The organism is Sulfitobacter sp. IGS-18 (assembly GCF_059628195.1).
In genome coordinates, this window is sequence record NZ_CM184556.1 from 232,035 (window position 1) to 257,033 (window position 24,999).

The following is a 24,999-nucleotide window of genomic DNA, read 5'->3' on the forward strand; positions in this document are numbered from 1 at the left end:
CATGACAGTTCATTTCATTGGCGCAGGCCCCGGCGCGCCTGACCTGATCACATTGCGGGGACGTGACCTGATCGCGGCCTGTCCCGTGTGCCTCTATGCCGGGTCGCTGGTGCCCGAGGCCTTGTTGGCGCACTGCCCGGATGGCGCGCGGATCGTGAACACCGCGCGGATGTCGCTGGACGAGATCGTTGCGGAAATTGCAGCTGCCCATGCGGCGGGCCATGACGTTGCGCGGCTGCATTCCGGCGACCTGTCGGTCTGGTCCGCAATGGGCGAGCAGCTGCGCCGGTTGCGCGCGCTGGATATTCCCTATGACGTGACACCGGGCGTACCCTCCTTTGCCGCCGCCGCTGCGGCGCTGAACGCGGAACTGACCCTGCCGGGTGTCGTGCAGTCGGTGGTGCTGACGCGCACTTCGGGCCGTGCGACCGCGATGCCGGAGGGCGAAGCACTGGAGAACTTTGCGCGCACCGGCGCGACGCTTGCGATCCACCTGTCGGTTCATGTGCTGGAAAAGGTGGTGGCTGACCTGACACCGCATTATGGCGCGGAATGTCCGGTGGCCGTGGTCTGGCGCGCAAGCTGGCCGGATCAGCGGGTGGTCAAGGCCACCCTTGCCACCCTGCAGACCGCCATCGGCGAAGAGATGGAGCGCACGGCGCTGATCCTCGTGGGCCATGCAATCGGGGCAGAGGAATTCGGCGAGAGCAGGCTTTACGCCGGCGATTACGACCGCCGGTTCAGGCCGGTCGGCACCGATCCGCGTTTTCCGGAGACGGCGGAATGATCCCGCCCGGGCTGATGATCTCTGCCCCCTCCTCGGGGACGGGCAAGACCACGCTGATGCTGGGGCTGCTGGCGGCATTCCGGGCGCAGGGGCTGAAGGTGCAACCGTTCAAGAGCGGGCCGGACTACATTGATCCCGCATTCCATACGGCAGCGTCTGGTCTGGCCTCCTATAACCTTGACAGCTGGTCGATGGACCGCGCCGTGATTGACGGGCTGGTGGGCAACGCCACCGGGGCGGACCTGATCCTGGCGGAAGGGTCGATGGGGCTGTTCGATGGCGTGGCCATTCCCGGGGCCTGCGGCAACGGGGCCAGCGCCGACATTGCGGCGCATATGGGCTGGCCCGTGGTGCTGGTGCTGGATGTCTCCGGCGCGGCGCAATCCGTTGCGGCCACTGCACGCGGGTTTCGCGACATGCGGCCCGATGTGACCCTGGCAGGCGTGGTGCTGAACCGCGTCGCCTCGCCCCGGCATGATACGCTGGTGCGCGCAGGCATGGAGCAGGTGGGCATTCGGGTGCTGGGCTCCCTGCCCCGGCAGAACGGCGTCGAACTGCCCGAAAGGCACCTGGGGCTGGTACAGGCAGGCGAGCAGGAAAACCTGCCGCAGATCCTGGCCGATGCCGCTGCATTCATCTCTGAACATGTTGATCTGACGGCGCTGCGCGCAGCGGCGGCAGGCACATTGTCGAAGGCGCCACCACCGGCAAAGATCGTCCCGCCGGGACAGAGAATTGCACTGGCGCAGGACAATGCATTCGCCTTTGTCTATCCGCATTTGCTGGCCGGATGGCACGCCGCCGGAGCAGAAGTGGTGCCCTTTTCGCCGCTGGCGGATGAAGCACCGGACAGCGGTGCCGATGTCTGCTGGTTGCCGGGCGGATATCCCGAATTGCACGCGGGCAAGCTGGCCGCGGCAGAGAGATTTCGCGCGGGCCTGATCGAGTTTGCGCAGACCAGGCCGGTCCATGGCGAATGCGGTGGCTATATGGCCATGGGGGCCGGGCTGGTGGACAAGGACGGCATTCGCCACCGTATGGTTGGGTTGCTGGGGCTGGAAACATCCTTTGCCAAGCGGAAGATGCACCTCGGCTACCGAAAGGCCGAGCTGAACGCGGCCATTCCCGGCCAGACCATACGGGGGCGTCTGCGCGGGCATGAGTTTCACTATGCCACCATCCTCGAAGAGCCCGACGCGCCATTGGCCCGGATCACCGACAGCAACGATCTGGAGGTGCCGGAAACCGGATCGGTGCGCCGGTTCGAGGGGGGCGGCGTTGCGACAGGTACGTTCTTTCACATGATCGGTGACGGCTGATGAGCGGTTTTGTTTCTTTTGTCTCTTCCGGCCCCGGTGATCCGGAGCTGCTGACCGTCAAGGCGGTGGACCGGCTGCAAAAGGCCGAGGTGGTATTGTTCGACGACCTCAGTTCGGGGCCGATTCTGGAACATGCCCATGCAGATGCCGATCTGATCGGCGTGGGCAAACGCGCCGGACGGGCCTCGCCCAAGCAGGACCATGTCAGCCGGGTTCTGGTGGACCACGCCGCCGCGGGCATGCGAGTCGTGCGGCTCAAATCCGGCGACAGTGGCATGTTTGGCCGGCTGGAGGAGGAAATCACCGCCCTGCGTGCTGCCGACATCCCGTTCGAGATCATACCCGGTGTCACCTCGGCTTCTGCCGGGGCTGCGGTTGCGGGCATCCCGCTGACCCGGCGGCTGACGGCGCGGCGGGTGCAGTTCATCACCGGTGCGGATGTGACCGGCGACCTGCCGCCCGATGTGAACATGGCGGCCCTGGCCGATCCGCTGGCCACGACGGTGATCTACATGGGCAAGCGGACCTTTCCGGGTCTGGCGGCGCGCCTGCTGGACCATGGGCTGTCCCCCGATACCCCCGCCCTGCTGGCCGAGGCGGTGTCGACGCCGGCGGAAAAGCTGCAGTGGTTCACCATCGCAACACTTGCGGCCTATCTGGAGACAACCACCAGCACCACACCGGCGCTGATCTATTACGGCGCGCTGGCGGAGCCGGGGTTGTGACGGTGTTTGTCTGCAGTTCCTGTCCGGAAGGCACGGGTTTTGTCGAGATGTTGCGCCGTGGTCTGCCGGAAGAGGAGGTGAAGCAGATCGACTGCATGTCCGGCTGCACCCGGCCGCAGACCGTTGCCTTTCGGGTGACGGGCAAGGTGGCCTATCTGTTTGGCGACATCACGTCGGATGATCTGGGGGATCTGCAACGGTTTGCGGCACTATATGCGGCATCATCCGATGGCACCTTTGCCGATGCGCGGGTGCTGGGCGGGTTGCGGATGAAAGCCATCGCACGGATTCCGGGATGAGCGCGGTGCAACTGACCCTGATCGGTATCGGCACGGGCAACCCCGAGCATCTGACGTTGCAGGCCATCCGGGCGATCAACGCGCAGGACCTGATCCTGATCCCGCGCAAGGGACCGGGGAAGGATGACCTTGCAGAGCTGCGCCGCGCCATCTGCGACGAGGTTTTGGAAAACGAGGCCACGCGTATCGTGGAATTCGACCTGCCGGTCCGCAACGCGGCAACAGCGGATTACCGGCGTCGGGTGGATGACTGGCATGACGCGATTGCCGAGGCCTGGCGCGGGGCGATGGCAGAGCAACCGGAGGCGGAGCGGGTGGCGCTGCTGGTCTGGGGCGATCCGTCGCTTTACGACAGCACCCTGCGGATTGCCGCGCGGCTGGACCCGCCACCGCAGGTCGAGGTGATCCCCGGCATCACGTCACTGCAGGCGCTGACAGCGGCCCATGCCATTCCGGTCAACGAGATCGGGGCGCCCTTTGTCGTGACGACGGGACGGCGCTTGCGGGATGCGGGCTGGCCTGAAGGGATCGACACGCTGGTGGTGATGCTGGACGGCACCTGCGCCTTTGCCGATATCGACGCCGGAGGGGTGCATATCTGGTGGGGCGGATACGTCGGCATGCCGGAGCAGATCATTTGCGAAGGCCCGCTGGCCGAGGTCGCGGAGCGGATCGTTCAGATGCGGGCCGAGGCGCGGGCGCGGCATGGATGGATCATGGATATCTACATCCTGCGCAAGGATCATGGCGCCTGACGAAATATCTGAAGCATCATGCATCACGTAACGCGTTGAAATCTCTGATTTCAGGCAGCGTTACGTGCTTCAGGTTTTTCGCATCACCTTTAATCCGATGGATCGACCTTGCCCCGCATGGCCTTGACCTCTCCCCGGACCTTTTTCGATTTCAGGCGGCGCTTCTTTGATCCCAGCGTCGGGCGTGTGGGGATGCGGCGCTTGGGCGGGGTCAGGGCCTTTTTGATCAGCTCGGCCAGACGGTCGCGGGCAATATCCCTGTTCCGGGCCTGACTGCGGGTTTCATCGCATTGCAGGATCAGCGCGCCCTCGTTCGTCCAGCGGCGCCCGGCAAGACGGCGCAGGCGCGCTTTCACGGGGCCGGTCAGGGAGGGCGAAGTTGCCGCCTCGAAACGCAGTTCGACGGCGGTTGCGACCTTGTTGACGTTCTGGCCGCCCGGACCAGAGGCGCGCACGAAATTCTCCGTGAGCTCCCAGTCCTGAATGGCGATGGTATCCGTGATCCTCAGCATTTTCGTATCTTTGCATCTGGCGCGGGCGAATTGAACATGAAAAGGGCCGCCCCGGTCGGAGCGGCCCAATTGTCGGTTTGGCGAATGGTTTCAGGAGGTGGGTCGGTTAGACCGTCTGTCCACTCGGGGTTTCAGCTGCCAGGGGCTGCCCTAGCAGGAGGTCCTCCAAGCTGTTCCGACACCTCGCTCCAATACCTTTCTTGACACTGGATCACCTCCTTTACATTTGTTGAACTCAACCTCAGGTTTGCACAGGTTTTTCAAAACGCAAAGAGATTTTTTGCAGCAGGCGTGATCCTGCGATGCGGCTGCACTGTGCGTGATTCATTTTTAGGCATGGGGGAGGTTATCCCCCATGCCCGCTGAGTATTTCCGGCATGAAGAAGCCTGGTCAGGCCGCCCGGGTCAGCCGGGCGGTGATGATCCGGAACGGGATCAGCGCGATCAGCGCGATGGAGAGCTTTACGGACCAATCCGCGATGGCGAGCGAAACCCAGAGCGGGGCCATGGGGCCAACGCCAAGAAGCGGCAGCGTTTCCGCCGCCCAGGAGACATCGGTGGCCGGGTGGATAAAGCTGAGGCTGCCCGCGAAGGCGATGGAAAAGAACAGCGCGGTGTCGATGCTGCTGCCGACCAGCGTGCTGACCAGCGGCGCGCGCCACCATTTGCCGCCACGCAGGGCGGCGAAGACCGAGACGTCGATCAGCTGTGCCACAAGGAATGCGACGCCGGAACCGGCGGCGATACGCAGCGTGACCAGCGGGCCGAATTCACCCATGATCTGCGTGCCGATCAGCGAGCAGACAAGGCCCACCACGAAACCCACCATGACGACGCGGCGGGCGGCGGAGGCACCATAGACGCGGTTCATGATGTCGGTGACCAGGAAGGCCAGCGGATAGGTGAAGGCGCCCCAAGTCAGCCATTGGCCGAACAGGAACTGGACCAGGATATTGGAGGCCACGACGATGGCGGCCATGGCAAGGATGCCGGGGAGATATGTGCGTGTCATGTTTGAACCGTTTTTTGCAAGGGTGCGGCGACTTGGCCCGTGGAGCATCCCCGGACAGGGCGGCTTTAGTGGCATAGCGGCGTGCTTGCAAGTTATTTGGTCAGAACGAATTCGACGATCTGGGTCCGCTGGATGCGCAGGAAGTTGTCGTCGGAGATCATCGTGATCCGTGTGTTTCCCGCCGGATCGCGCCAGAGGCTCAGGGATTCCAGGTTGTCGAACCGTCCGGGCAGGGTGGTGAGCAGCGTGGTTTCACCCAGGCCGGGGGCTGCAAGGTTGAAGCGGCGGATACGGGTGCGGAAGCCCAGCGGCGTCACGGTGCGTTCGGCCAGATAGAGCAGACCATCCGCGTCGAAATCCGCGCCGACCGGCAGGAAGGGGCCGCGCCGGGGGATATGCCCGGTCACGCGCCAGCGCTTGCCGTCAAAGCGGTAGAAGGGGAAGCCTTCGCGTTCTGGACCTCTGTTTTCCGGAATGGCGAAGAGGCTGCCATCGGGGTGGACTGCCAGCGCTTCGAGCCCGTTGTTGCGGGGAAAGCCTGCGAAATCCGGGTGATCGGGCAGGCGGCCCGCGGCCCCGGTCTGAAGGTTCACGCGTCCGACCCGGTGATCATGTTCAAAGGAGACATAGGCGGCGCCATCCGCCGAAATCGCCAGACCTTCGGAATCGGCGGCGTTGTTGCGCAGCGGCTTACCGCTGAGGTACGCCAGCGGCTTTCGGCTGAGGGTCTGGATGGCGGTAATCTGTCCCGCGCGGCGGATCAGCCTGACACGGACCAGGCTGGACCGGTCCGTCACCAGATAGGCAGTGTTGCCATCCGCGCCGATCTCCATCCCGGAAAAGCCGCCGAACCAGGGGTCCGGCAGGGACCAAAGGACATTGGACGTCAGGCGCAGCCCCTCGGCCTGTGCGAAGGATGCACAGGCCAGGGCCGTCGCGATGGACAGGATCAGTTTTCGAGGACGGATTTGCATTGTGCCGGCAGGTCGGCCAGCACCAGCTCGCGCCGCTTTTTCGGGGGCGGTGCGTCCGGGTCGGCCTTCTTGGGCGGTGGCGGGTTCAGGATGTTCTGCTGCCACTGCACCGCATCGGCACAGCCGTCACCGGCTGGCGGTGGCGTCTGGTTGACACAGCCGCGCGCACCCTTGGGACAGGCGAGGCGGACGTGAAAATGATAGTGGTGGCCGTACCAGGGGCGGATCTTGCGCAGATAGCCCCGGTCACCCTTTTCATCGGCGCACATCTGCACCTTGGCACCGGGGAAGACAAAGATCCGTTCGACGCGGGGATCCTTGGCGGCGGCCTTGATGATATTGTGGTGGGCCTGTGTCCAGGAACTGTTCACATAGGCCCCTTCCGCACGTCGCAGGGAGACGGAAGAGATGCTTTCGCGCTGTTGGCGGCTGAGGCCCAGCGATTTGGGCGGCAGCATCCAGATGTCGGCATCCAGGCCGATCTGGTGGCTGCGATGACCGGTCAGCATCGGGCCGCCGCGCGGCTGGCTCATGTCACCGATATAGAGCCCGGCCCAGCCCGGCTGCGTCGCGGCATAGGCGGAGAGTTTCTTGACCATGTCGATGGTTTCGGGGTGCGCCCAGTTGCGGTTGCGCGACAGGCGCATGGCCTGCCAGGTCGGCCCGGTTTCGGGCAGTTCCACGCCGCCGGCCAGGCATCCCTTGGCATAGCTGCCGTAAGCAGCGGGCGATTGCGTGGAGGCAAAGCTCTTTGCGCCGAAAAGCCGTTTCGCCTCGACGTTGGACAGGGCGCCGCCGGAGGAGCCGATGGTCGGCAGCGCTTCGCGGTTGCCGCTGATGTCGCGCGATCCGCCGCCGCATGAGGCGAGGGCAAAGGCAATGGCGGCAGTTCCGAGGATGCGGGTCAGGATCATTTCGAGAAATCTCCGTTTGGCTTGACCCATGCTAACAGGATCAGCCCGATGATGAACAGCCCCACCACGGGGGTAATGCCCAGCCGCTGGCTGTCGGTCACATCGCTCATCACCGCAATCAGCATTGGCGCAAGAAAGGAGGTGGCCTTGCCCGACAGCGCATAGAGGCCGAAGCTCTCGGTCATGCGGTCCGGGTTGCCCTGACGGGTCAGCATGTTGCGTGATGACGCCTGCAACGCACCGCCCGCCGCGCCGATCAGCGCACCGGCGAGATAGAAGGTGATGTCGGGCAGGGCGGATCCGGCACCCACGTCGATGCCCATCACGGATGTCGGGGTGAGCGAGATGATCAGGATGGCAGTCAGGATCAGCGTCACACAGCAGAAGATGATGACCGGCATCGGCCCCACGCGCCGGTCCACGCGTCCGCCGATCCAGCAGAATATCGCGCCCGAGATGGCGGCGAGAATGCCGAAAATGCCGATGTCGATAATGCTCCAGTTCAAGACCCCCAACGCGTAGATACCGCCGAAGGTGTACATGCCGTTCAGCGCATCGCGGTAGAACATGGAGGAACCGAGGTAGGCCATCAGCGACGGATGGCGCGGCAGGTTGCGCAGGGTGCGCGCGAGGTCCGACAGCCCCTTGCCCAGTTCATAACGCACCGGGTTCAGTTTCGGGATGTCGCGCGTATAGAGGAAGAAGGGGATCATGAAGAGCACGTACCAGATGGCTGTCAGCGGTCCGACGATACGGGTGTCGGCCTTTGTCGCGGTGTCGAGGCCAAAGAGCGGTGCCATGCCCGCCATCGTCTTGCCGCTGTCGCCTGCCTGGAACAGGGCGATCATCAGCATCAGCGCCACCACCCCGCCGACATAGCCGAATGCCCAGCCGGAGCCGGAAATACGCCCGCGTTCACCGGGGTCCTGGTCAAGCTCTGGCAGGTAGGAATTGGTGAAGATCGTGGCAAACTCCATCCCGATCAGGCCGATGCCGAAAAAGAACAGGGCCCAGAGGATCGAGAAATCCTGCGGTGCCGTCCACCACAGGCCGGCCGAGCCGATCACGTAAAGTGCCGAAAAGAGCCAGATCCATGGCATGCGCTTGCCCGAACTATCCGCAACCGCACCCAGGACCGGGGCCAGCAGGGCGATCAGGATGCCTGTCGCGGTCAGACCGTAACCCCAATAGGCCTGGGCCTGCGCCTTTGCCACATCCAGCGCCATGCCGTCCGCAACAAGGGCGGCTGTCGCGGTCTGCGCGAAATAGGGGCCGAAGATGAAGGTCAGCATCAGCGTATTGTAGGGTTGGCTGGCCCAGTCGAAGAAATACCAGCCCCAAATGCGTTTACGCGCTGTGATCGTCGCCATGTAGCCCCCCGTTTCCGTTGCGGAAGGGTAGAGCAGGAAGGCGCATCTTTCGCAAGAATTGCTTTTGGCCGGGTCGGCTTTGCGGAGTTGCGGATCCGGTGCGCGGCTGATCAGCCGCGCCCGGAAAACCGGCTATGGATGGGCTGGCACCACATCGGGCATCGGGGGCCAGGGGCGCAGTGCCTCGGTCTTGCACCATTCGCTGATCCAGTGGGGCATTTCGGGGGAAACGGCTTCCTGCCCCATCGCCTCCAGCACCCGTTGCGGGGGGATGATGCCGTTACTGTCCGTCACGGCAGCCCGGTAGAGAACATGGCTTGCACATTCGCCGTTGGTTTTCCACATGCTCTGTTCAAGGTAAATGAACTTGTCGTCCCAGCATACGGCGCGGCTGCGCATTTCGAACTTTTCGAAGCCGTGGATGCGCCGCCGGAAACGGGTCGACGATCCGGCCATTGTCAGGCCCCAGCGCTCGCGCCGCAAAACGTCGATCAGCCCGCCCCGCTGCGCCATGGCAATGCGTCCGATGTCATAAAGCGACAGGGCGCGGCCGTTGTTCAGCTCCAGCCAGAAATCCAGATCGTGCGGCCAGCACATATGCCGGCTGATGTGGGCCTCGGTCAGGGTTGCGAGGGGCGGCTGGCGCCGCGCTTTCAACACATGCCAGATGACGCGGACAAACGGGAACATGGGCAGACTCCTTTGCCCGACAGGTGCAACTATGCAGGCAAGGGTCAACCATGAACCTTGCGGCACTCTTGTGTATTTGTGCTTCTGTGCTTACCTCTGCGGCAATCGCAAGAAAGGGCCGCCCATGACGTCGTTGTTCCAGATCCTGATGTTGCTGCTGAACATCGTCTATTTCATCGTCATCGCGCATGTGATCATGTCGTGGCTGATCAATTTCCAGGTACTGAACCTGCGGCAGCCGCTGGTGGCGCAGATTTGGGATGGCCTCAACCGGCTGCTGGAACCGGTCTATTCCCGTGTGCGGCAGATCATTCCCCCAATGGGCGGGCTCGACCTTGCCCCGCTGGTCGTGCTGATCGCGGTTGCGGTGCTTCGCATCGTCCTGGTGAACAATGCGCCGATGTTCTACTGAACCGCATTTTAGCTGACTGCCAGGCCTGTAGCGCCCGACCTTAAACCTGTGACACGAATACCCTGCCACGCCTGCGGCGCTCTCGGGACATTCGTGTCACGATGATTCAGATAAAAGGTCGGGCGCTTTAAACGGGGTTGTTCCCCCCGGGCCGCTGTGGGATTCTGCGTGGCATAACAGTTTATCCGACAGGGTTTTTCATGACCGCCACCGCATCGGGCGCGACCGCGCTGCTACGTGACGTATTCGGCTTTGATGCCTTTCGCCCCGGCCAGCAGGAGATCGTCGAGGCGGTGACTGCGGGTGAGAACGTGCTGGCGATCATGCCCACGGGTGGCGGGAAATCCCTGTGTTTCCAGATGCCTGCCCTGCTGCGCAACGGGGTGACGGTGGTCATCTCGCCGCTGATCGCGCTGATGCGCGATCAGGTCCGCGCGTTGCAGGAGGCGGGTGTGGGCGCAGGCGCCCTGACCAGCGGCAATACCCCTGACGAGACCGATGCAGTCTGGGAGGGGCTGGAGGCCGGAACGCTGCGGCTGCTTTACATGGCGCCCGAGCGGTTGGCGGCCGGATCGGTGACCGGCATGTTGCGCCGGGTCGGTGTTAACCTGATTGCGGTGGATGAAGCGCATTGCGTCAGCCAATGGGGCCATGACTTTCGCCCCGACTACCTGCGCATCGGAGAGCTGCGCCGCGCGCTGGATGTGCCGCTGGCGGCCTTCACCGCCACGGCAGATGCCGAGACCCAGACAGAGATCGTGCAAAAGCTGTTTGACGGGCAGGCGCCGCGCGCCTTCCTGCGGGGGTTCGACCGCCCCAACATCCACCTGGCCTTTGCCGCCAAGAACAAGCCGCGTGACCAGATCCTGAACTTTGCCGCGGCCCGGCCCGGTCAATCCGGCATCGTCTATTGTGGCACGCGGGCCAAGACCGAAGGCATCGCAAGGGCGCTGCGTGAGGCGGGGCAGAAAGCGATCCATTATCACGGCGGGATGGAGGCCGAGGACCGGCGCATCGCGGAGCGACAGTTCCAGCAGGAAGATGGGTTGATCGTCTGCGCCACGGTGGCCTTTGGCATGGGCGTGGACAAGCCGGATATCCGCTGGGTGGCCCATGCCGACCTGCCCAAGTCGATCGAGGCCTATTACCAGGAAATCGGTCGTGCGGGCCGCGACGGCGCCCCGGCGGAAACGCTGACCCTGTTCGGCCCCGATGACATCCGCCTGCGCCGCTCCCAGATCGACGAGGGGCTGGCCCCGCCTGAGCGCCGTGCGGCGGACCATGCGCGGCTGAACGCTCTTCTGGGCCTGGCCGAGGCGCTGACCTGCCGGCGCAAACAGTTGCTGGCCTATTTTGATGAACATGACGTGACCTGCGGGCGCTGCGACCTTTGCGACACGCCGGCGGAGGTCTTTGACGGCACCACGGCGGTGCGCAAGGCCCTGTCCGCGATCCTGCGCACCGAAGAATGGTTCGGCGCGGGCCATCTGATCGACATTCTGCTCGGGGTCGAGACCGACAAGGTAAAGGCGCGCGGCCATGACGGCCTGCCGACATTCGGCGTGGGCGGGGAATATGACCGCCGCCAATGGCAGGCCGTGTTCCGGCAGATGATGGGCCACGACCTGATCCGACCCGACCCGGAACGCCATGGCGCATTGCGCATGACCGATGCCGCCCTGCCGATCCTGCGCGGCGAAGCGGAGATCAGCCTGCGCCGTGACACGATCAAGGCTGCAGGCGGGTCACGCCGCCCGGCGGTCAAGGCGATGGTCAGCGAAGAGGATGCACCGCTGCTCTCTGCGCTCAAGGCCAAGCGGCGCGCGCTGGCGGAAGCGGCCAAGGTGCCTGCCTATATCATCTTTACCGACCGTACCCTGATCGAAATGGCCGAGACGCGCCCCCGCGACCTGGACGGGATGGCGCGCATCGGCGGGGTCGGGGCCAAGAAGCTGGAGAACTACGGCGCGGATTTCCTGCGCGTCATCAACGGCGAGGCCGAAGCGATGCACCCCACCCGGCGCAAGCTGGCGGGCCGCTCGGCGGGATCGGTCTATGACCGGTTGCTGGAAGTGCAGGCGGATCTGGCGCGCGGCGAAGGGGGCACGGAGAAACCATTAAGCTGCTCCGCGTCCCTGCTGGCCAAGGTGGCGCAGATGCACAACGCCGATGACGCGGCGCTGGAGCGTTTGCTGGGCGAACGCCGCGCCGAACGGTTCGGCGCGGCGTTCCTGGATATTCTTTCGGAACGGTAGAGCGGTTTCAGGCGGCCGAGGTTTCGGCTGCCAGCGCCTCTTCGTGTTTTTGCAGGGCCGCAGCTGATGGTCGTGCCTGACACCGCTCGATCCATTGCCGCACGGCAGGGATATCCGGGGCCATCTGCGGTGCAAAGGTGAAGGCCGAGACCATGATAAGATCGGCTGCGGTAAAGCGGTCGCCCAACAGGAAAGGTCGGTCCGCCAGCGCTTCTGCCAGCCGTTGACCCGTCTCGGTCAGGCCACGGAACGTTGCGAAGTAGGCGGGATGATCGATTTCGGCGAATTTGCCCACCAGAACCGGTTCGACGACATTGCCGTAATAGGCCAGCCAGCTGAGGTATTCGCCGCGCCGGGGGTCGCCGATGGGAATGCCCATCGGGCTGTCGAAAAGATCGGTGAGATAGAGCATGATTGCATTGCTTTCACGGATCGCCGTGCCGTCGTGAACCAGAAGCGGAACCTTGCCCTCGGGGTGCGGATTGGCCGGGTCCGGCGCGCCGATGTTGCCCTGGCGGATCAGCCCGACGACACGAACCTCGACCTGATCGAGCACTTCCATTTCCATCAGCAGGCGGATGATGCGGGAAGAGCGGGTATTGGGGCCGTGGTAGAGGGTCAGCATGGATTTGTCCTTTCACATTGCAGGATGTGAACATCCTAGCCGAGGGTAGCGACAATTTCTGTCAGCAGGCACGGGCCTGAGCGGGGTGCGGTCAAAAGTGCATCCGGCATTCTGGACCTTTCCGGGCCTGCGCGGTAGGTCGGTGGCACATCAAGGGGAGTGGACCGATGCTGGTGGTGATTTCGCCTGCCAAGAGACTGGACTGGGACGCGCGCGAAGTGGCGACGACACAGCCCGATTTTCAGGAGGATGCCGTGCGGCTGGCCAGGACCGCGCGCAACCTGACACTGGGCAAGCTGAAGGGCCTGATGGACCTGTCGGACGAGCTCGCGCGGCTGAACCGGGACCGGTTCCAGGCCTTCGAAGAGGCCCCGGCAGCGGATGTCACGCGCCCTGCGGCGCTGGCCTTTGCCGGCGATACCTATCAGGGGCTTGAGGCAGGCAGCCTTGATGCGGAGGAAATGATCTGGGCGCAGGACCATTTGCGCATTCTGTCCGGGCTATACGGTGTGCTGCGCCCGCTGGATGCCATCCAGCCCTACCGTCTGGAAATGGGCAGCAGGCTGAAGACGCGGCGTGGGGCCAACCTTTATGATTATTGGCGCGATACGCTGTCAAAGGCGTTGAACGCCCAGGCGCAGGCCATCGGCAGTGAGGTGCTGATCAATTGCGCCAGCCAGGAATATTTTGGCGCGGTTGCGCCCAGCGCCCTGAAACTGCGGGTGATCACACCGCAATTCATGGAAGACAAGGGCGACGGCAAAGGGCCGAAGATCGTGAGCTTCTTCGCCAAGAAGGCGCGCGGTGCGATGGCCCGTTTCATTGTTCAGAACCGTTTGACCGACCCCGAGGCGATCCGCGAATTCGACACCGGCGGCTATGTCTGGCAGCGCGGTGCATCGACGCCTGAAAAGCCGGTATTCCTGCGGCCCTACCCGGCGGCCTGATCGCTTTCTGCGGGCAGGGGCGGGATCATGCCCGGCCCATGCGCCGCCCTGATCCGGCCCAGGATGTCGGGCTTGCGCAGGGGTTTGGTCAGATAGTGATCCAGCCCGGCGGCCAGAATACCGTGGTCGTCGCCGTCCATTGCATGTGCGGTCAGGGCCACAATCGGCACATGCCCGCCCGTCTCCTTTTCCAACCGGCGGATCGCACGGGTGGCTTCTTTCCCGTCCATACCGGGCATGGAAATGTCCATGAAAATCAGGTCTGGCGCGGTCTCCTGGAACAGTTTCACCGCTTCTTCGCCGTTGTTGGCAAATGTCAGTTCAATCTCCAGCGTCTTGATCATCTTGCTGAAAACAAGCTGATTGGTCCTGTTGTCCTCTGCCGCGAGAATGCGCATCGGCCGCAGTTCTGCAGGACCAGGGCCCTCCGCCCCGCTGCCAAGCGCGGCCAGCCGGGCAAAGAGGGTCGCGCGTGGCACCGGTTTTTGCAGCACGCCCTGAATCAACGTGTTTGCCGGATCCTGCTCCGCAAGGTCGGGATTGGAGCTGAGCAGGAGGATCGGCGCATCATGGCCGCCGTCACGCAGGGCGCGGGCCAGTTCCATACCGTCCATGCCGGGCATGTTGTGATCGGTCAGGATCACGTCAATCTGCGGCGATATCGCCGCCAGCGCCTGAGCGCCGTCTGAACAGGCGGTGACCGTGGCGCCCAACTGCCTGAGTTGCCGTTCCAGAATGGTGCGATTGGTGCCGATGTCGTCCACGATCATCACATGGCCGATCCCGGCAGGCAGGGCCGCAAGGTCGGGCAGAGCGACCGCACCGGTCGCCATGGGCAGTTCAAAGCCGAAACAGGCACCATGTCCCTCTTCGGAGTTGACCCATATGCTGCCGCCCATCAGCTCGACCAGACGCTGGCAGATGGCAAGACCCAGGCCGGTGCCGTCGAATTGCCGGTTGCGTTCGTTTTCGACCTGATTGAACTCCCCGAAGATATGCGCGAGCTGATCCCCCGGTATCCCGATGCCGGTATCCTCGACGGTGATATGGACCCGGTTTTGCAGGCCTTCCGAATCGGGGACGCCCGTGACACGGATCATCACATGCCCCCGGGCGGTGAATTTCACCGCATTCCCGATCAGGTTAGTCATCACCTGCCTGATGCGCCCGGGGTCACCGACCATCTGGGTCGGCATGAAGATGTCGTAATCCAGCATCAGGTTCAGACCCTTTTCACGGGCCAGGGGCTGCAACAGCATCATGACCTCGTGAATGGCACGTTCCAGGTCGAAGGGTTCGGGATGGATATCAAGCTTCATCGCCTCGATCTTGGAATAATCCAGCACGTCGTTGATGATCACCAGCAGCGCCTCACCCGAATTCTTGATGGTCTGGACGTATAGCCGCTGTTCCTCTGTCAGGTCGGTCTCTGTCAGGACATCGGCCATGCCGACAACGCCGTTCATCGGTGTCCTGATCTCATGGCTCATGTTGGCGAGGAAAGAAGACTTGGTCCGGGTCGCGCTTTCGGCCCTGGCGCGGGCTTCTTCCAGTTGTTGTTCGTAATTCACGGTCGCTGTGATGTTGAGACCAAGGGTCACCATGTCACCGCCGGAGCCGCGTTGATCGACCAGCTTGATGTATTGATCGTTCCACAGCCGGATGACCTTGGGCGCCGGTGCCGGATCCTGCAGCCGCAGGGTCATCATCTGACGCCATTCCTTTGGCGAGAGCCCTTCGGTGTTCACAATCCCTTCGTCCGTGAGCAATTGCAGGATGGTGACGTAGTTGATCCCCGGCGCCACGACCTCCAGCCCGTCGAAGATCGACAGATAGGCCTGGTTCGCCATGATCATCTGATTGTCGGCATCGAACAGCGCGAAGCCGTCGCTGATCGTTTCGATGGACTGCCAGAGCCGTCGCTCCGTCAGCGCGATTTTCCGGTTGGCGGCGGAAAGGTCCGATTTGACGCGCAGGTTCTCCCCGCGAATGGTCTCGACCTCGGCCCGCGTCTCGACGATTTCTTCTGACAATTGCTGGGCGTGCAGGCCAAGTTTGCGGTTGGCGGCAAAAAGCTCCGCCTGTTTGAGTTCCAGCATCCGTTCCGCCGCAAGGCGGTTTCGCCGTTCCTCCGTCAGTTTGCTGGCAAAGTCCATCCACGCTCCGAAAGGCTTCTGCCCGGGTTTCCCGCACTTTCGCCGGACATGGTGAACATCTTGCTAATGGATGGCGAAGCCTTGCCGGGAATCGGATGCCATGCGACCATGGCCGCATTTAGAACCGGAGTTTGTCATGTCGATTTTCCGCATCCTGCGTCTGCCTCTTTTGCTGCTTTTCCTGCTGACCGGGCCGCTCTGGGCGCAAACTGCGGTGCCCGAGCATCGTTTCCTGTTTTCACGTGACGTGGATTTTTACGGCGCGGACCTGACCAACCTTTTTGATACCACGCAGGACGCCTGCCAGCGTGCCTGTTCCGCGCAGGATGCCTGCGTCGCCTTTACCTTCAACGCGCGGTCGAATGCCTGTTTCCCGAAATCCGGCATATCCGACCGGCAGCCCTACGAGGGGGCCATGTCGGCGCGCAAGGTGGCGACCGATCCGGCGGTTCTGGCCATCGCAGCGGCGCGCGCGGCAGATCTGTCGTTCCTGGACAGCAGAGACCTGGTAAATGCACGGGCGCTGGTCGCAAGCAATGCGCGGCGGTATTCCTTTGGGCCGGAAACGGCAGATGACCTGATTGCCGCAATGACCAGCGCGCAACAGGCAGGCAATACGGAAAATGCGCTGGCATGGGCGGGCAAGGCGGTTGCGGCGACCGACCGGGCCGACCTTTGGGCGCGCATGGCGCGGCTGTCGCTGGTGCGGGCGCAGCAGCTGCGCAACAGCGAGCGGGCAGAGCGCAACCGGGTTGCGTTGCGGGCGGCGACCAACGCCTATCTGCGCGCGGATAATGCGGCGGTTCAGGTCGATGCCCTGTCGGCGATGGCACTGGCGCTTGAGGAGAACCGGCGCGGGCGTGACATGATCCCGGCGCTGCGGCTGGCGCTGTCGCTGTCGCCACGGGAGGAGCTGGAAACCGCGCTGGACGATGCGATCGGAAAATACGGCTTTCGCATCACGGAGCACCGGGTGGACAACAATGCCGCCGCCCCGCGCATCTGTGCCGAATTCTCGGAAAAGCTGGTGCAGGTGGGGCAGGATTATGAACCCTTCGTCCAGGTCGAGCAGCGCGGTCTGGTTGTGCAGGCTGACGAAAGCCAGCTGTGCATCGACGGTGTGGAACACGGAACGCGCTATGACGTGACCTTTCGCAAGGGTCTGCCGGCGCAAAGCGGTGAGACATTGCACAAGGATGTGCGCCTCCGGCTTTACATACGTGACCGCGATCCGCAGGTGCGGTTTCCGGGCCGTGCCTATGTGCTGCCACGTGCGGCGGATGCCGCCTTGCCGGTCGAGACGGTCAATGTCACCGATCTGGATCTCGTGTTGCTGCGTGTCAGCGACCGCAATCTGGTCCGCACGATCCGGGAAAGCTATTTTGGCCGCCCGCTCAGCTATTATGAGGCGGAGCAGTTTTCCAGCGATCTCGCCCAGGAAGTCTGGCATGGCAAGGGCGAGACCCGGAACGAGCTGAATATGGACATGACAACGCGGCTGCCGATGGGCGATGTGCTGGCTGACCAGCCTGCGGGTATCTATGCGCTCAGCGCCGCGGTGCCCGGGCAGGACCCCTATGACCATCCGGCGGCAACCCAGTGGTTCGTGCTGTCCGATCTGGGGCTGTCGACCTGGTCCGGGGTCGACGGGCTGCATGTGGCTGTGCGGCGTCTGGCCGATGCCACGCCGCGCGCGGGCATCCGGGTAAGCCTGATTTCCCGCGCCAACGCGGTGCTGGGGAAGGTGACCACCGATGCGGAGGGTTTTGCCAGTTTTGCCGCCGGTCTGACGCGCGGGTCCGGTGCCGAAGCACCGGCGCTGCTGGTGGCAGAGGATGGCACGGCGGATATCGCCTTCCTGCCGCTGACCGATCCGGCCTTTGATCTGTCCGACCGTGGGGTGGAGGGCAATCCGCCCGCGCCGCCCATCGACACGTTCCTGACAACGGACCGGGGCGCGTATCGCGTGGGCGAGACGATCTATGCCACCGCCCTGACCCGTGACGGGCAGGTCGCTGCGCTGACGGACCTGCCGGTGACAGCGATCCTCAGGCGGCCCGACGGCGTCGAATATTCCCGCCACCTCAGCCAGAATGCCAAGGCCGGCGGCCATGTCTTTGCCCTGCCGCTGGGCGGGGATGTGCCGCGCGGTGCCTGGCGCATCGACGTGCTGTCGGATGTAGATGCCCCGCCACTGGCCAGCCAGACCGTGCTGGTGGAGGATTTCCTGCCAGAGCGCCTCGATTTCGAGATGACCCTGCCCGACGCCCCCCTGACGCTGGCCAGCCGCCCGCCCCTGCGGGTGGATGTGCGCTATCTGTTCGGTGCACCGGGGGCCGACCTGCCGGTGCGTGGCGACCTGCGCCTGCGGGCAACGCGGTCCCTGCCGGGATGGGAGCGTTACAGCTTTGGTCCGCATGATGCGGCCTTTGGCACCCGCACCTCGGCGCTGGACGACACGGTGACCGATGCGGCAGGGACCGCAACGCTGGCGTTGAAATTCCCCACCCTTGATGAGGATCCCGGGCTGCCGCTGGAGGCCGAGATCATCCTGCAGGTCTCCGAAGGGTCCGGCCGCCCGGTCGAACGCCGCCTGACCCAACCGGTCACGCCGCAGGCCACGATGATCGGAATCAAACCGGCCTTCGAGGGGACCCTGCCAGAGGGTGGCGATGCCGGATTTGACCTGATCGCGGTGACACCCCAGGGGGACATGGCCCCGATGCAGGTCCGCTGGACCCTGAACAAGGTCGAGACGCGCTATCAATGGTATCAGCAATACGGCAGCTGGGAATGGGAGCCGACCGTGCGCCGCATCCGAGCCGCGACCGGCGAGGCAACGCTGGGGGCCGAACCCGCGCGGATCAGCACGCCGACGCAATGGGGCGAATATGAGCTGATCGTGGAACGCATTGGCACGCCCTATGCGGTGTCCTCGGTGCAGTTCTATTCGGGCTGGTACGGGGGCGATGGCGAGACCGACACGCCGGACCGGCTGGAAATGTCGCTCAATGCCGATGTCTTTGCGGTGGGCGATCCGGTGCAGGTGCGGCTGATGGCCGATGGCGATGGTGTTGCGATCCTGACGGTGCTGTCCAACCGGGTGATCGAGCGCAAGGTTGTCGCCGTGACCAGGGGCGAGAACGTGCTGCCCCTGACCGTGACGGAGGATTGGGGCAGCGGGGCCTATGTGACCGCTTCGGTGCTGCGGGGCATGGATGTGGGTGCGGGCCTGAACCCGGCGCGCAGTCTTGGGCTGGTTCATGCCGCGGTGGAGCCGGGGCAAAAGCAGCTGCAGGTCAGCTTTGATGCCCCCGCGGTAGTGGACGGTCAGGCAGGCACCATGCGTGCCGCCGTTTTGGTCGAAGGCGTGCAACCGGGAGAGACGGCATATGTCACCCTTGCGGCTGTGGATCAGGGCATTCTGAACCTCACCCGGTTCGAAGCGCCGGACGTGAACGGCCATTATTTTGGCCAACGGCGGCTGGGCGTCGAGATGCGCGATGTCTATGGCCGTCTCATCGACGGGATGAACGGCGCGCTGGGCGCGGTCCGCTCTGGTGGGGATGCATCCGGCGGGTCGCAGGTGCAATCGCCGCCGCCGACCGAGGAACTGATGGCTTTCTTCGCCGGTCCGGTGGCCGTGGGCCCTGATGGCCGGGCCGAAGTCGAGATCATCAAGCCCTCCTTCAACGGCACGATCAAGCTGATGGCGGTTGCCTGGTCCGGCAGCGCCGTGGGGGATGCCGACACGGATGTGATCGCGCGCGATCCGGTTGTGGTCACCGCCTCCCTGCCGCGGTTCCTGGCCCCGGGTGACGACAGCCGCCTGCTGCTGGAATTCGTCCATGCCGAAGGCCCCGCAGGTGACATGCCGCTAAGCGTGGTGGCCGATGCCGCCGTGGCCCTGGGAGATGTGCCGCAGCGGGTCAGTCTGGACCGGGACGGCACCCTGCGCCTGGAGATACCGGTGACCGGGCGCGAGATTGGCGACCCGTTGATTACCGTCAGTCTGCAGACCCCCGATGGCACCACCCTGCGCAAGGTGCTGACCATGCCGGTGCGTGACAACGATCCCGAAACTGCCATCACCCGCAAATTCGCGCTGGGCGTGGGCGAGACCTTTACCTTCGACAACAACGTCTTTGCCGGCATGCGCCCCGGCACGGGCGAGGCGACCCTGACGGCCGGACCACTGGCGCGTTTCGACGTGCCGGGGCTGCTGCGGCAGCTGGATCGCTATCCCTACGGCTGTACCGAACAGGTGACATCGGCGGCGATGCCGCTGCTGTACCTGTCGTCCATGGCCGAAGCCGCCGGACTGGGCGAGCCGGAGCGCATTCGCGCCAAGATCGACGCTGCAATTGCGCGCGTGCTGACCCGGCAGTCCAGCAACGGGGCGTTTGGCCTCTGGAATGCCTCCTCGGGGGAATTCTGGCTGGACGCCTATGTGACGGATTTTCTGTCCCGGGCCCGGGGTGAAGGATACGAGGTGCCCGATACCGCCTTTGGTATCGCCATGGACAACCTGCGCAACCGCATCGCCTATGCCCCGGATTTCGACAACGGGGGCGAAGACGTCGCCTATGCCTTGCTGGTGCTTGCCCGCGAGGGGGCGGCGAACATGGGTGATCTGCGGTACTATGCTGACACAAAGGCCGATGATTTCGGCACACCGCTGGCTGCCGCCCAGATTGGCGCGGCGCTGGCCGCCTATGGCGATCCGGTGCGCGCCGATGCGATGTTCCGGCGTGCGGGGGTTCTGCTACTGCGCGACAGGGACCAGCGGCGCATCTATCGTGCCGACTTTGGCACCAGCCTGCGGGACACCGCCGCCGTGCTCAAGCTGAGCGCGGAGGCGGGCAGCAATGCGGTTGAGCCTGCCACGCTGATCTCCTGGGTGCGCAATGAGGACAAGCGCCTGTCGACGCAGGAGGCCGCGCAGGTGGTGATGGCGGCCCATGCGCTTGCTTCACCCGATGCGGTGCCATCACTGCGCGTGGACGGCGAGGAGGCGCGCGGACCGGTGATCAAACGGCTGAGCGACCGGCAATCGGGCCTGTCGGTGATCGAAAACATCAGCGCCACGCCCATCGACATCACCATGACGGCCTATGGCGTGCCGCAGGTGCCGCCGGCGGCGGATGGCTACGGCTATGCGATTGATCGAAGCTATTTCACCCCCGAAGGTGCGCCGGTCAGCGGGCCGGTTGCCTCGGGTGACCGGCTGGTGGTGGTGATCACGGTGACACCTTTCGAGAACGTGGGGGCGCGTCTGATCGTGGACGATCCGCTGCCCGCAGGCTACGAGATCGACAATCCGAACCTGTTGCGCGGGGGCGAGGTCAGCAGCCTTGACTGGTTGCAGACGGCGGAGGCGGAGAATGCCGAATTCCGCAGTGACCGCTTTATCGCAGCGGTGAATCACAGCAGCGCGGAGCCGTTCCGCCTTGCCTATATGGTGCGCGCGGTGACGCCGGGGGCCTATCACCATCCTGCCGCCACGGTCGAGGACATGTACCGCCCCGAATACCGCGCCAACACCGATACCGGCGAGGTGACGGTTACGCCATGATCCGGCGCTATGGTCTTTTCGCCCTGGTGGTTGCGCTAGGGCTGGCCGCCGGTCTGCGTGATGGTTTCGACCGATGGGTGGCGGCGACGGTGCTGCCGCCGGTGCTGGTTGAAACCTCGGTCGAGGTGCATGACCGTTACGGCGCGCTGATGCGGGTGTTCCCGGTGGAAAACGGTCGTGTCCGCCTGGCATTGCGCCTTGATCAGGTCGATGCCGGTTACCTGGACATGCTGGTCACCTATGAGGACAAGCAGTTTTACCGACACGCCGGTGTTGACCCCGTTGCGCTGCTGCGTGCGGCGGCGCAGGCCCTTTGGCAGCGGGAAATCCGGTCCGGCGGCTCCACCCTGACGATGCAGGTTGCGCGGTTGCTGGAGAACTCGGGGACCGGGCGCTGGCCGGGCAAGATGCGCCAGATCCGCGTGGCGCTGGCGCTTGAGCGGCGGCTGACCAAGGCGCAGATACTGGAGCTTTACCTGAACCACGCGCCCTATGGCGGCCCGCTGGAAGGGCTGCGGGCCGGAACCCTCGCCTGGTTCGGCAAGACGCCCGCGCGACTGACCCAGGCCGAAGCGGCGCTGATGGTGGCGCTGCCGCAATCCCCCGAAACCCGCCGCCCCGACCGCCACCCGGCGGAGGCCCGCGCCGCAAGGGATCGTGTGCTGACGCGCCTCGATGCACCGGAGCAGGATTTGAAGGCGGCAATCCCCACGGCGATGAAACCCATGGTCCGGCTGGCCCCGCATCTGGCGGATGCGGCCCGGCGGGAAGACCCGCTGGCCCCGCGCCATGACCTGACACTGGATGCCGGGATGCAGCGGCAGGTAGAGGCGCTGGCGCGGCGAGCGGTCAAGGGCCAGCCGCGTGGCGTTTCGGCAGCCATCGTCGTTGCCGATCATCGTAGCGGTGACATCCTCGCTTCTGTCGGGTCACCGGCCTATGCGGCCGAGGATGGGGCGCTGGGCTTTGTCGATATGACGCGGGCCATCCGCTCGCCCGGGTCCACCCTGAAACCCTTCATCTACGGGCTGGCCTTTGATCAGGGGCTGGCGCATCCCGACACGCTGATCGACGATTCACCGGTGGCTTTCGGCAGCTATGCGCCGCAGAACTTCGATGGCCAGTACCGCGGCGAGCTGACGGTGCGCGAGGCGCTGCAACTGTCCCTGAACATCCCGCCCGTCCTGCTGACGCAGGAACTGGGCCCGGCCCGGCTGATGGCCAGCCTGAGACAAGGCGGCGCCCGGCCGCAGCTGTCGGGCAAGCCGGGTCTGGCGGTGGCGCTGGGCGGCGTGGGGCTGACGCTGAATGACATGGTGCAGCTTTATGCGGGCCTTGCCTCCGGCGGGAGGGCGCAGCCGCTGGTCTGGCGCAAAGGCACCGAAAAGCAGCCCGAGCGGCGCATGATGTCGCGGGCGGCGGCCTGGCAGGTGGGTCATATCCTTGCCGGTATCACCCCGCCGCCCGGCACGGCGGCGCGCCCGGGGCAGATCGCCTACAAGACCGGGACGTCTTATGGGCACCGCGATGCCTGGGCCATCGGGTTTGACGGCGCCCATGTGGTCGGCGTCTGGCTTGGCAGGCCGGATGGCACCCCGGTGCCCGGTGCATTCGGCGGCGACCTTGCCGCGCCCCTCCTGTTCGAGACCTTTGGCCGTCTGGCCGCAACGCGCAGCCCGCTGCCGGTGCCACCGCCCGAAACCCTGATCCTCAGCACGGCTTCCCTGCCCAAGCCCTTGCAGCGGTTCCGGCCCCGTGACGCGGCATTTACCGGCGATGCCCGCGCGCCCATGGTCACATTCCCGCCCGACGGCGCAGTCCTGCGGCAAAGCGGCGACGGCATTCCGCTGAAATGGCGGGCCGGTGTCCTGCCGATGACGGTGCTGGTGAACGGCGCGCCGGTGCTGACCGGTGTGCGCCGCCGCGATGCGATGCTGTCGACGCTGGGGCCGGGGTTTTCGCGCATTCAGGTGATTGACGCGACCGGCCGGGGAGCGGCGGTCGAGATCAGGCTGGACTGACCTGCGCCGCTTGGCCAAATCGTGCCACAGCCATTTGCCCGCCATTGCTGGCCGCAGGTGCTTGCGCTAGGACTGGCGGTGATGAAACGACTGCTGGCCACCTTGTTTTTCTGCGTATCGGCCTCCGGGCTGACGGCACATCCACATATCTTTGTGGATACCGGCCTTGCTTTTCATTTTGACCCGGAGGGACGTCTGACCGAGGTCGAAGTGACCTGGGCCTACGATGAATTCTATTCCCTTCTGGTCACCGAGGATATGGAGCTGGATGCGGATTTCGACGGCAAGCTGACAGAGGCGGAACAGGCCGCACTGACCGGATTCGACATGCAATGGATCGAAGGTTTCAACGGAGATCTGGAGATCATGCAGGGTACGAAACCGCTGCACCTGTCCGGGCCCCGGAATTATACGGCCAGACTGACGCATGGCCGCGTGGTCACGACCCATTTCCGCAGTATCGAAGGCGCTTCGGCAGAAGGCGCGGCCTTTGAGGTGAAACCCTATGACCGGACCTATTACACCGCCTATGACGTGACTTTGCCCGTCACCATCGAGGGGACCGAAAATTGCCGCAGCCGGGTCAAGATGCCGGATCTGAACAAGGGGCTTATGGCGGTCCGCGACGAGCTGGCCGCGCTGGATGCGGAAACCGACCCGGATGAGGCCGGACTTCCCAACATCGGGGCCGATCTGGCGTCGACGGTGATTGTCACATGCGGCGCATCCTGACCCTTGCCGCGGTCGCGGTTCTGGTGCTGCTTGCGGCGTTCTGGGCGATTGGCGGCTTTGACCAGATCGCACTTTGGGCTGCGGGATTGCAACGCTCCTTTCAAAACACCATCGCCGGTGCCCTGCGCGCGGCGCGGGCAGGGGATGAGGGCGCGGTGCTGACCTTGCTGGGGGCCTGTTTCGCCTATGGGCTTGCCCATGCGGCGGGGCCGGGCCACGGCAAGGTGCTGATCGGCGGCTATGGGATGGGCAGCAACGTACCGATGCTGCGCCTCTCGGTGATCGCGGGGCTTGCGTCACTGGGGCAGGCCGTGGCGGCTGTCGTGCTGGTCTATACCGGTGTTCTGGCCCTTGATCTCGGGCGCGAGGCCCTGGTTGGCGTGACCGAAGACATCATGGCCCCCGCCAGCTATGCGGCCATTACCGCCATCGGTCTCTGGCTGTTCCTGCGCGGTTCACGCAAGGCATTTGCCCGGCCATCGGGCACCTCTCACCACCACGATCACGGCGCAGGCCATGATCACGGTGTCTGTCAGGAATGTGGCCATGCCCATGGTCCGACCCTGGAACAGGTTCAGCAGGTGCATTCGCTGCGCGCGGCAATTGGTCTGATTGCCGGGATCGCGATCAGGCCCTGCACAGGGGCCCTGTTTGTGCTGGTGATCACCTGGCAGATGGGCATCGGCGGCCTGGGCATCGGCGGGGCCTTTGCGATGGCGCTGGGGACGGCGGTTGTTACCATTGCCGTCGGGCTGACGGCGGGCGGTTTGCGTGGCGGTCTGCTGGCAGGCATCAGCGGCTCTGCCCGCCTCGCTAAGACCGCTGCGGCGCTTGAGGTGATGGCAGGGCTGACCGTGATTGTCCTGGCCGGGGGGCTGTTGGTCCGCGCGTTGTAGCGGCAGCCGCTTCGACACGGGCC

The 24,999-nt window shown here is 64.6% G+C and carries 20 protein-coding genes; 12 read left to right on the forward strand and 8 right to left on the reverse strand.

Translation table 11 applies throughout. The annotated features are described in order from the left end of the window. Position 1 precedes the first annotated feature (1 nt). The 5 genes from cobM to cobF are packed head-to-tail and all read left to right on the forward strand — an operon-like array spanning position 2 to position 3,885. Positions 2 to 787, forward strand: coding sequence for a precorrin-4 C(11)-methyltransferase (gene cobM, locus ACWNZ3_RS01090; RefSeq protein ID WP_496900903.1), 786 nt, complete (start codon positions 2 to 4; stop codon positions 785 to 787). Then, positions 784 to 2,106, forward strand: coding sequence for a cobyrinic acid a,c-diamide synthase CobB (locus tag ACWNZ3_RS01095; protein WP_496900904.1), 1,323 nt, complete (start codon positions 784 to 786; stop codon positions 2,104 to 2,106). Before cobM ends, ACWNZ3_RS01095 begins: the two co-directional genes overlap by 4 nt. Beyond that, a complete protein-coding gene (cobA, locus tag ACWNZ3_RS01100; protein ID WP_274573352.1) occupies positions 2,106 to 2,831 on the forward strand; it encodes a uroporphyrinogen-III C-methyltransferase in 726 nt (241 codons plus the stop codon). Before ACWNZ3_RS01095 ends, cobA begins: the two co-directional genes overlap by 1 nt. Beyond that, a complete protein-coding gene (locus ACWNZ3_RS01105; protein WP_496900905.1) occupies positions 2,828 to 3,130 on the forward strand; it encodes a DUF1636 family protein in 303 nt (100 codons plus the stop codon). Before cobA ends, ACWNZ3_RS01105 begins: the two co-directional genes overlap by 4 nt. Continuing rightward, positions 3,127 to 3,885, forward strand: a complete 759-nt coding sequence (gene cobF / locus ACWNZ3_RS01110) for a precorrin-6A synthase (deacetylating) (protein WP_496900906.1) — start codon at positions 3,127 to 3,129, stop codon at positions 3,883 to 3,885. The genes ACWNZ3_RS01105 and cobF overlap by 4 nt, the downstream gene beginning before the upstream one ends. Before the next feature lie 89 nt (positions 3,886 to 3,974). On the opposite strand, the gene arfB is transcribed toward cobF, so the two are convergent. The 6 genes from arfB to ACWNZ3_RS01140 all read right to left on the reverse strand — a co-directional run bounded on the left by arfB (position 3,975) and on the right by ACWNZ3_RS01140 (position 9,357). Then, the gene (gene arfB / locus ACWNZ3_RS01115) at positions 3,975 to 4,397 is read right to left on the reverse strand and encodes an alternative ribosome rescue aminoacyl-tRNA hydrolase ArfB (RefSeq protein WP_114274253.1); all 423 of its coding nucleotides are present in this window, start codon (positions 4,395 to 4,397) and stop codon (positions 3,975 to 3,977) included. A gap of 391 nt (positions 4,398 to 4,788) precedes the next feature. Then, positions 4,789 to 5,409 (reverse strand): queuosine precursor transporter, encoded by a 621-nt coding sequence (locus tag ACWNZ3_RS01120; protein WP_496900907.1) that lies wholly within the window; start codon positions 5,407 to 5,409, stop codon positions 4,789 to 4,791. 92 nt (positions 5,410 to 5,501) lie between these two features. Further along, positions 5,502 to 6,383, reverse strand: coding sequence for an esterase-like activity of phytase family protein (locus tag ACWNZ3_RS01125; RefSeq protein WP_496900908.1), 882 nt, complete (start codon positions 6,381 to 6,383; stop codon positions 5,502 to 5,504). Further along, positions 6,359 to 7,297, reverse strand: coding sequence for a penicillin-insensitive murein endopeptidase (mepA, locus tag ACWNZ3_RS01130; RefSeq protein ID WP_269366891.1), 939 nt, complete (start codon positions 7,295 to 7,297; stop codon positions 6,359 to 6,361). The genes ACWNZ3_RS01125 and mepA overlap by 25 nt, the downstream gene beginning before the upstream one ends. Continuing rightward, the gene (locus ACWNZ3_RS01135; protein WP_274573347.1) at positions 7,294 to 8,667 is read right to left on the reverse strand and encodes an MFS transporter; all 1,374 of its coding nucleotides are present in this window, start codon (positions 8,665 to 8,667) and stop codon (positions 7,294 to 7,296) included. Before ACWNZ3_RS01135 ends, mepA begins: the two co-directional genes overlap by 4 nt. Before the next feature lie 132 nt (positions 8,668 to 8,799). After that, positions 8,800 to 9,357 carry an acyl-CoA thioesterase gene (locus ACWNZ3_RS01140; protein ID WP_269366895.1) on the reverse strand — a complete coding sequence of 186 codons (558 nt, stop codon included), beginning with the start codon at positions 9,355 to 9,357 and terminating at the stop codon, positions 8,800 to 8,802. A gap of 124 nt (positions 9,358 to 9,481) precedes the next feature. Here ACWNZ3_RS01140 and ACWNZ3_RS01145 point away from each other — a divergent pair, with 124 nt between their 5' ends. Both ACWNZ3_RS01145 and recQ read left to right on the forward strand, forming a co-directional pair. Continuing rightward, complete coding sequence (locus tag ACWNZ3_RS01145) at positions 9,482 to 9,769, forward strand: YggT family protein (RefSeq protein ID WP_269366897.1); 288 nt, start codon at positions 9,482 to 9,484, stop codon at positions 9,767 to 9,769. Between the two features lie 200 nt (positions 9,770 to 9,969). Beyond that, entirely contained in the window at positions 9,970 to 12,024 is a 2,055-nt protein-coding gene (recQ, locus tag ACWNZ3_RS01150) for a DNA helicase RecQ (RefSeq protein ID WP_496900909.1), read from the forward strand. 7 nt (positions 12,025 to 12,031) lie between these two features. Here the strand turns inward: recQ and ACWNZ3_RS01155 are convergent, their stop codons facing one another. Beyond that, positions 12,032 to 12,649: a glutathione S-transferase family protein gene (locus ACWNZ3_RS01155; protein ID WP_496900910.1), complete on the reverse strand. Its 618-nt coding sequence runs from the start codon at positions 12,647 to 12,649 to the stop codon at positions 12,032 to 12,034. A gap of 167 nt (positions 12,650 to 12,816) precedes the next feature. On the opposite strand from ACWNZ3_RS01155, the gene yaaA reads away from it, so the two are divergent. Then, positions 12,817 to 13,596: a peroxide stress protein YaaA gene (yaaA, locus tag ACWNZ3_RS01160; protein ID WP_496900911.1), complete on the forward strand. Its 780-nt coding sequence runs from the start codon at positions 12,817 to 12,819 to the stop codon at positions 13,594 to 13,596. Here the strand turns inward: yaaA and ACWNZ3_RS01165 are convergent. Next, positions 13,581 to 15,752, reverse strand: a complete 2,172-nt coding sequence (locus tag ACWNZ3_RS01165) for a response regulator (RefSeq protein ID WP_496900912.1) — start codon at positions 15,750 to 15,752, stop codon at positions 13,581 to 13,583. The two genes, yaaA and ACWNZ3_RS01165, sit on opposite strands and share 16 nt — an antisense overlap. Positions 15,753 to 15,888: 136 nt before the next feature. Between ACWNZ3_RS01165 and ACWNZ3_RS01170 the strand changes: the two genes are divergently transcribed. The 4 genes from ACWNZ3_RS01170 to ACWNZ3_RS01185 all read left to right on the forward strand — a co-directional run bounded on the left by ACWNZ3_RS01170 (position 15,889) and on the right by ACWNZ3_RS01185 (position 24,976). Next, a complete protein-coding gene (locus ACWNZ3_RS01170; protein ID WP_496900913.1) occupies positions 15,889 to 21,327 on the forward strand; it encodes an alpha-2-macroglobulin family protein in 5,439 nt (1,812 codons plus the stop codon). Next, on the forward strand, positions 21,324 to 23,348 hold the full coding sequence (gene pbpC / locus ACWNZ3_RS01175) for a penicillin-binding protein 1C (protein WP_496900914.1): 2,025 nt from the start codon (positions 21,324 to 21,326) through the stop codon (positions 23,346 to 23,348). Before ACWNZ3_RS01170 ends, pbpC begins: the two co-directional genes overlap by 4 nt. An 81-nt stretch (positions 23,349 to 23,429) precedes the next feature. Further along, entirely contained in the window at positions 23,430 to 24,080 is a 651-nt protein-coding gene (locus ACWNZ3_RS01180; protein WP_269366912.1) for a DUF1007 family protein, read from the forward strand. Beyond that, the gene (locus ACWNZ3_RS01185; RefSeq protein ID WP_496900915.1) at positions 24,065 to 24,976 is read left to right on the forward strand and encodes a nickel/cobalt transporter; all 912 of its coding nucleotides are present in this window, start codon (positions 24,065 to 24,067) and stop codon (positions 24,974 to 24,976) included. Before ACWNZ3_RS01180 ends, ACWNZ3_RS01185 begins: the two co-directional genes overlap by 16 nt. Positions 24,977 to 24,999: the final 23 nt, after the last annotated feature.

What these genes read in the sequence shown, in the direction of transcription:
- ACWNZ3_RS01120 (WP_496900907.1), bottom strand. Translation starts at nt 5,409, where the DNA reads ATGACACGCACATATCTCCCCGGCATCCTTGCCATGGCCGCCATCGTC.
- cobF (WP_496900906.1), top strand. Translation starts at nt 3,127, where the DNA reads ATGAGCGCGGTGCAACTGACCCTGATCGGTATCGGCACGGGCAACCCC.
- mepA (WP_269366891.1), bottom strand. Translation starts at nt 7,297, where the DNA reads ATGATCCTGACCCGCATCCTCGGAACTGCCGCCATTGCCTTTGCCCTC.
- ACWNZ3_RS01145 (WP_269366897.1), top strand. Translation starts at nt 9,482, where the DNA reads ATGACGTCGTTGTTCCAGATCCTGATGTTGCTGCTGAACATCGTCTAT.
- pbpC (WP_496900914.1), top strand. Translation starts at nt 21,324, where the DNA reads ATGATCCGGCGCTATGGTCTTTTCGCCCTGGTGGTTGCGCTAGGGCTG.
- ACWNZ3_RS01165 (WP_496900912.1), bottom strand. Translation starts at nt 15,752, where the DNA reads ATGGACTTTGCCAGCAAACTGACGGAGGAACGGCGAAACCGCCTTGCG.
- ACWNZ3_RS01170 (WP_496900913.1), top strand. Translation starts at nt 15,889, where the DNA reads ATGTCGATTTTCCGCATCCTGCGTCTGCCTCTTTTGCTGCTTTTCCTG.
- ACWNZ3_RS01125 (WP_496900908.1), bottom strand. Translation starts at nt 6,383, where the DNA reads ATGCAAATCCGTCCTCGAAAACTGATCCTGTCCATCGCGACGGCCCTG.
- ACWNZ3_RS01135 (WP_274573347.1), bottom strand. Translation starts at nt 8,667, where the DNA reads ATGGCGACGATCACAGCGCGTAAACGCATTTGGGGCTGGTATTTCTTC.
- arfB (WP_114274253.1), bottom strand. Translation starts at nt 4,397, where the DNA reads ATGCTGAGGATCACGGATACCATCGCCATTCAGGACTGGGAGCTCACG.
- recQ (WP_496900909.1), top strand. Translation starts at nt 9,970, where the DNA reads ATGACCGCCACCGCATCGGGCGCGACCGCGCTGCTACGTGACGTATTC.
- ACWNZ3_RS01140 (WP_269366895.1), bottom strand. Translation starts at nt 9,357, where the DNA reads ATGTTCCCGTTTGTCCGCGTCATCTGGCATGTGTTGAAAGCGCGGCGC.
- ACWNZ3_RS01180 (WP_269366912.1), top strand. Translation starts at nt 23,430, where the DNA reads ATGAAACGACTGCTGGCCACCTTGTTTTTCTGCGTATCGGCCTCCGGG.
- yaaA (WP_496900911.1), top strand. Translation starts at nt 12,817, where the DNA reads ATGCTGGTGGTGATTTCGCCTGCCAAGAGACTGGACTGGGACGCGCGC.
- ACWNZ3_RS01095 (WP_496900904.1), top strand. Translation starts at nt 784, where the DNA reads ATGATCCCGCCCGGGCTGATGATCTCTGCCCCCTCCTCGGGGACGGGC.
- ACWNZ3_RS01185 (WP_496900915.1), top strand. Translation starts at nt 24,065, where the DNA reads ATGCGGCGCATCCTGACCCTTGCCGCGGTCGCGGTTCTGGTGCTGCTT.
- ACWNZ3_RS01155 (WP_496900910.1), bottom strand. Translation starts at nt 12,649, where the DNA reads ATGCTGACCCTCTACCACGGCCCCAATACCCGCTCTTCCCGCATCATC.
- cobM (WP_496900903.1), top strand. Translation starts at nt 2, where the DNA reads ATGACAGTTCATTTCATTGGCGCAGGCCCCGGCGCGCCTGACCTGATC.
- cobA (WP_274573352.1), top strand. Translation starts at nt 2,106, where the DNA reads ATGAGCGGTTTTGTTTCTTTTGTCTCTTCCGGCCCCGGTGATCCGGAG.